The 5,052-nt window shown below is 43.1% G+C and carries 6 protein-coding genes and 1 pseudogene; 1 reads left to right on the top strand and 6 read right to left on the bottom strand.

Features of this window, described 5'->3' with window-relative positions; translation table 11 throughout:
- Positions 1-183, top strand: a 183-nt coding sequence (locus AB4653_RS09290; RefSeq protein WP_372103947.1) for an acylphosphatase, incomplete at its 5' end; no start/stop codon positions are given.
- A 57-nt stretch (positions 184-240) separates the two neighbouring features.
- Here the strand turns inward: AB4653_RS09290 and AB4653_RS09285 are convergent.
- The 6 genes and pseudogenes from AB4653_RS09285 to AB4653_RS09260 all read right to left on the bottom strand — a co-directional run.
- Entirely contained in the window at positions 241-570 is a 330-nt protein-coding gene (locus tag AB4653_RS09285; RefSeq protein WP_008223499.1) for a TusE/DsrC/DsvC family sulfur relay protein, read from the bottom strand.
- Between the two features lie 160 nt (positions 571-730).
- Positions 731-1,396, bottom strand: a complete 666-nt coding sequence (locus AB4653_RS09280) for a Bax inhibitor-1/YccA family protein (RefSeq protein ID WP_017057206.1) — start codon at positions 1,394-1,396, stop codon at positions 731-733.
- Positions 1,397-1,691: 295 nt separating this feature from the next.
- Positions 1,692-2,456, bottom strand: a complete 765-nt coding sequence (locus AB4653_RS09275) for an amino acid ABC transporter ATP-binding protein (RefSeq protein WP_009846639.1) — start codon at positions 2,454-2,456, stop codon at positions 1,692-1,694.
- Positions 2,457-2,478: 22 nt separating this feature from the next.
- A complete protein-coding gene (locus AB4653_RS09270; RefSeq protein ID WP_102257897.1) occupies positions 2,479-3,576 on the bottom strand; it encodes an amino acid ABC transporter permease in 1,098 nt (365 codons plus the stop codon).
- Between the two features lies 1 nt (position 3,577).
- Positions 3,578-4,783 carry an amino acid ABC transporter permease gene (locus AB4653_RS09265; RefSeq protein ID WP_009846641.1) on the bottom strand — a complete coding sequence of 402 codons (1,206 nt, stop codon included), beginning with the start codon at positions 4,781-4,783 and terminating at the stop codon, positions 3,578-3,580.
- A gap of 71 nt (positions 4,784-4,854) precedes the next feature.
- Positions 4,855-5,052, bottom strand: a pseudogene (locus AB4653_RS09260) (amino acid ABC transporter substrate-binding protein); the annotation flags it as partial.

Here is a 5,052-nt window from a genome sequence, read left to right as displayed (position 1 = left end):
GCTAAGAACTTAAATGATGGTCGAGTTGAAGTGTTAGCGGTTGGAGAGGTACTGCAACTTGAGAAGTTACACGCTTGGCTTAATATTGGCCCATCGAGCGCGACAGTCGATGATGTCGTCATGTATCAAGTTAAAGATAGTGAGCGGCAGGACGTAGGTGTAGGGGAGTTTAAAATACTGTAGCTATGGCACTACAGTATTTGTCTTTTTACCTTGAGAGCAACCTAGCGCTGTTTAAGTCTACAAGCATTTTGCTGGTTTAGGTAAACCGGCGAGTTTTGTTGCTTGTTTCGCGGGACCTTTCTTAAATAATTTGAATAGGTATTTGCTGTTGCCTTTTTCTGGGCCGTGCGCTTTTTCCATCGCTTTTACGAGCATGCGAACGGCAGGAGAAGTGTTGAACTCTTCGTAAAAGCTCCTTACAAAATGCACGACTTCTAAGTGTGCTTCTGTAAGCTCAATGGCTTCATCTTGTGCAAGAATTTCAATCATACCTTCTTCCCATTGAGTGTAATCCAACAGATAACCTTGAGCGTCGGTTTCGATTTGCTTGCCGTTATATTCAAACATGTTTAATCCAGAATCCAATTAACTATGCGGATAGGGTACATGACCAAGTTTATCTTTCTCAACTGAAATTGTCGCTATCTAAAGAAATATCGCACTTATAGATACAAAAAAGCCCAAGAGATGGGCTCTTGGGCTAGATATGATTCAGTGATAGGAACGATTAGTCGTCGCTGCCCATGATGCCTAGGATGCTTAGCAGGCTGATGAAGATGTTGTAGATCGATACGTACAAGCTAATCGTTGCAGAGATGTAGTTTGTTTCACCGCCACGAATGATGTTTTGCGTTGTAAGCAAGATAACACCAGTCGAGAATAGGATGAACATACCGCTCATTGCCAATGATAGTAGAGGCATTTGTAGGAAGATGTTTGCAACCATACCTACAAGCAGTACTACGAAACCAGCTAATAGCATGCCGTTAAGGAACGACAGGTCACGCTTAGTTGTTAGTGCGTAAGCTGATGCGCCCATAAACGCCAGTGCTGTACCGCCAAGTGCAGTTAGGATGACATCACCCATGCCTGCGCCAACGTACATGTTTAAGATTGGACCGATGGTGTAGCCTAAGAAACCTGTAAATAGGAATGTGAAGACTAGACCCATGCTGTTGTCACGGTTCTTTTCTGTTAGGAATAGAAGACCGTAGAAACCAACTAGCATAATGATAAGACCAGGGCGAGGAAGGTTCATCGCCATAGATACGCCTGCTACTACAGCAGACCAAAGTAGTGTCATAGACAGTAGTGCGTAGGTGTTACGCAACACTTTATTGGTTTGCAGAGCACTTTCTTGAGATGCTGTGCGTGAAAACATAGGGCTGTTCATAATCTTCCTCGTAAGGTGACTTCAATAGTTATTAGTACATTTATGGGGCTGAAAGTTCGAAAAATCAAGTCTTTCATTCCTCTTGTATATCTAAAATAATAATCAAAATAGTCGGTTAAGTGTTTCTGAAGGTGTAACAAAGTATTTCTAATGACGTATAAAGTGTCGCTAACACTCGATGTTCAAACTTTTATAGTTACTGGCTAATGATTTATAACCTTTGGAAAACGAACGATAACATCGAAAAATAAAGAGGCGACCTAAGCCGCCTCTGTAGTTTATGCATCATAACACATTAATGGTGCAAGATTTGGCTCAAGAAGTTCTGCGTCCTGTCCGATTGTGGGTTTTCAAAGAAGTCGACAGGGTTGTTCTCTTCTATGATTTCACCGGCATCCATAAAGATGACGCGATCTGCGACCTCTTTAGCAAAGCCCATCTCGTGCGTTACACACAACATTGTCATGCCTTCTTCGGCTAATTCGACCATTACGTCTAATACTTCACGAACCATTTCTGGGTCGAGTGCCGATGTTGGCTCATCAAATAGCATAACCTGAGGATTCATACACAAAGAACGAGCAATTGCCACACGTTGCTGTTGTCCACCAGACAGTTGGCCTGGGAATTTATCCGCTTGCTCTGGTATTTTTACACGCTCAAGGAACTTCATTGCGATGGCTTCGGCTTCCTCTTTCGGCATCTTTTTGACCCAAATAGGGGCTAGAGTACAGTTCTCTAATACCGTCAGATGTGGAAACAAGTTGAAGTGTTGAAAACACATACCAACATCTCGGCGCACGGCTTCAATGTTTTTTAGGTCTTCCGTCAATTCATTACCTGAAACGAAGATATGACCCTTTTGGTGTTCTTCCAATCGGTTGATACAACGGATCATCGTTGATTTTCCTGAGCCAGAAGGGCCACAGATAACGATTTTTTCGCCTTTCTTAACCTCTAGATTGATGTTTTTAAGTACGTGGAATTCGCCGTACCACTTGTTCATGTCTTTTAACTCGATCATAAGACCTTGAGAGTTGTTTTCTGTTTGCTGCGTCATAATACGTCCTTGATCTTGTTAATTATCGTTTGTGACCGGTGTGAAGTCTGTTTTCTAGCCAAATCGAGTATCTCGACATGCCAAAACAAAACACCCAGAACACTAACGCGACAAATACATAACTTTCTGTTGAATACCCAAGCCACTCAGGGTCGGTATTCGCGGCTTGGCCAATCCCTAGTACATCAAACATACCGATAATCAAAACTAGACTGGTATCTTTGAACAAACCAATAAAGGTATTCACAATTGAAGGAATCGTGATTTTAAGAGCTTGAGGCAGAATGATAAGCCCCGTTTTTTTCCAATAGCTCAACCCTAGAGCGTCAGCGGCTTCGTATTGACCTTTTGGTATTGCTTGCAAACCACCACGGATTACTTCCGCCATATAAGCAGCACTAAACAGTACTACCCCGACAAGCGCACGTATCAGTTTATCGGTCTCCATCCCCTCTGATAAAAAGAGCGGAAGCATTACCGAGGCCATGAATAGAACCGTAATCAGTGGTACACCACGCCAGATTTCGATGTATACGGTACACATACTGCGGATGATTGGCATCTCTGAACGACGCCCTAGCGCCAGTGCGACACCGATAGGTAGTGATACAACGATACCAACAAGTGCGATGATCAGTGTAACCAGTAGGCCGCCCCATTTATGGGTATCAACAACCTCTAGACCAAATACACCACCGTATAGTAAGCCCGCAATGATAAACGGGTAGATGTTTACAAAAAATAACCAAATCCACGTACGCTTAGGTGTTTTTTCGTAAGCTAACAAAGCAACAAAAATAGCTAATGTTGCGTAGAAAAAGCGAGGACGCCACAGTTCCGCTTCTGGGTAGAAGCCGTACATGAATTGGTCCCAACGGACGCTAATGAAAACCCAACAAGCGCCTTCGCTAGTACAGGCATCGCGTGTAATTCCTATCCAATCAGCGCTCAAGAATGCCCAATCAGCTATTGCCCATAATAAAGTGAAAGCAAAGTAAGCAAGCACCACAGTGACGACACTGTTAATTGGTCCATTAAATAGATTTTTTCTTAACCAACCGACAGGTCCAACAGTATTCGCTGGAGGCGGAAGATCAGGTTGAAATTGATGTGTACTCATCTTATCTCTCCACCAACGCTACTTTGCGGTTGTATATGTTCATTAGAGCAGATGTTAATAGGCTTAGGGTTAAGTAGACGCCCATTGTCATCGCGATTACTTCGATAGCTTGTCCAGTTTGGTTCAATGTTGTCCCTGCAAAGACAGATACAAGATCGGGATAACCAATGGCCATCGCAAGTGATGAGTTTTTGGTCAGGTTTAAATACTGACTAGTTAGTGGTGGGATAATAATTCTTAATGCTTGCGGAATAATGACTAGCTTAAGAGTTCTTGTTCGCGGGAGCCCTAGAGACATAGCAGCCTCTGTTTGCCCATGGTTTACCGCATTAATACCTGAACGCACAATCTCGGCGATGAATGCTGCTGTGTAGATACTTAAAGCGAGCATCAATGCTGCCAATTCAGGAATGATGCTGATACCACCTTTGAAGTTAAACCCTTTCAGAACAGGGTACTCCGCAGAGATAGGCATACCCATAACAAAGTAAGTGACTAATGGTAAGCCCACAATCAGCGCTGCAGCAATTCGCAACATTGGTGTTTGTTGGCCGGTTAGCTTTTGTTTGTTATTAGCCCAGATGTTGATAACAAAAGTAGCGATGATACCGACAATCAATGATGCGATGACAATGCTACTGCCTTGTTCTAACACTGGAGCTGGGAAGTACAAACCACGTACATTCAAGAAAATAGCTTCACCAAGGCTCATACTCTGACGAGCGGAAGGCAATGCTTGTAGAACGGCGAAATACCAAAAAAATATTTGTAGAAGAAGAGGGATATTTCGGAATATCTCAATGTAGACAGCTGCAAATCGGCTAACTAGCCAGTTTGAAGATAACCTAGCGATACCCATACTAAAGCCCAGTACTGTGGCTAACATGATGCCTAATACTGAAACTAAAGCGGTATTGAGAAGACCTATAAAGAATGTACGACCGTATGAGAATGTTTCGTCGTATTCAATCAGTGTTAAGCCGATACCAAAACCAGCCTCTTGGGAGAGAAAATCAAAACCAGTGGCGATACCACGGGAGTCTAAGTTTGTGAGTGCATTATTTACAATCGTGTAAAAGAAAGCACAAAGCGCCGCGACGGCGAGAATTTGGAAAACAATTGAGCGAAAAGTGGGGTTGTAAAAAAGGTTGGCACTTTTGGGCTGTGGTTTTTCTTGAGTTGGAGAAATAGTTTCATTAGGTTTCATACTGCTATAACCTCAAATCCATTTAATAAATAGGGCGGAAAAGTCCGCCCTAATTGATGCTTGTAAATTTATTAACGGATTGGTGGAGCGTACATAAAGCCGCCCGCATTCCATAGTGCGTTTACGCCACGAGAGATCTGTAGTGGTGAACCTGTACCCACAGTACGTTCGAAGCTCTCACCGTAGTTACCAACTTGTTTAATGACTTGGTAACCCCAATCGTCACGAATGCCAAGGCCTTTACCTTTAGGACCGTCAACACCAAGAAT

The sequence above is a fragment of the Vibrio sp. 10N.222.48.A3 genome, from assembly GCF_041475345.1.
In the GTDB taxonomy this organism is placed as follows: Bacteria; Pseudomonadota; Gammaproteobacteria; order Enterobacterales; family Vibrionaceae; genus Vibrio; species Vibrio tasmaniensis_A.
This window is presented reverse-complemented; position numbering and strand designations above follow the sequence as displayed.

Coding starts and splice junctions, on each gene's coding strand:
- AB4653_RS09285 (WP_008223499.1), bottom strand. CDS start 570: ATGTTTGAATATAACGGCAAGCAAATCGAAACCGACGCTCAAGGTTAT.
- AB4653_RS09280 (WP_017057206.1), bottom strand. CDS start 1,396: ATGAACAGCCCTATGTTTTCACGCACAGCATCTCAAGAAAGTGCTCTG.
- AB4653_RS09275 (WP_009846639.1), bottom strand. CDS start 2,456: ATGACGCAGCAAACAGAAAACAACTCTCAAGGTCTTATGATCGAGTTA.
- AB4653_RS09270 (WP_102257897.1), bottom strand. CDS start 3,576: ATGAGTACACATCAATTTCAACCTGATCTTCCGCCTCCAGCGAATACT.
- AB4653_RS09265 (WP_009846641.1), bottom strand. CDS start 4,783: ATGAAACCTAATGAAACTATTTCTCCAACTCAAGAAAAACCACAGCCC.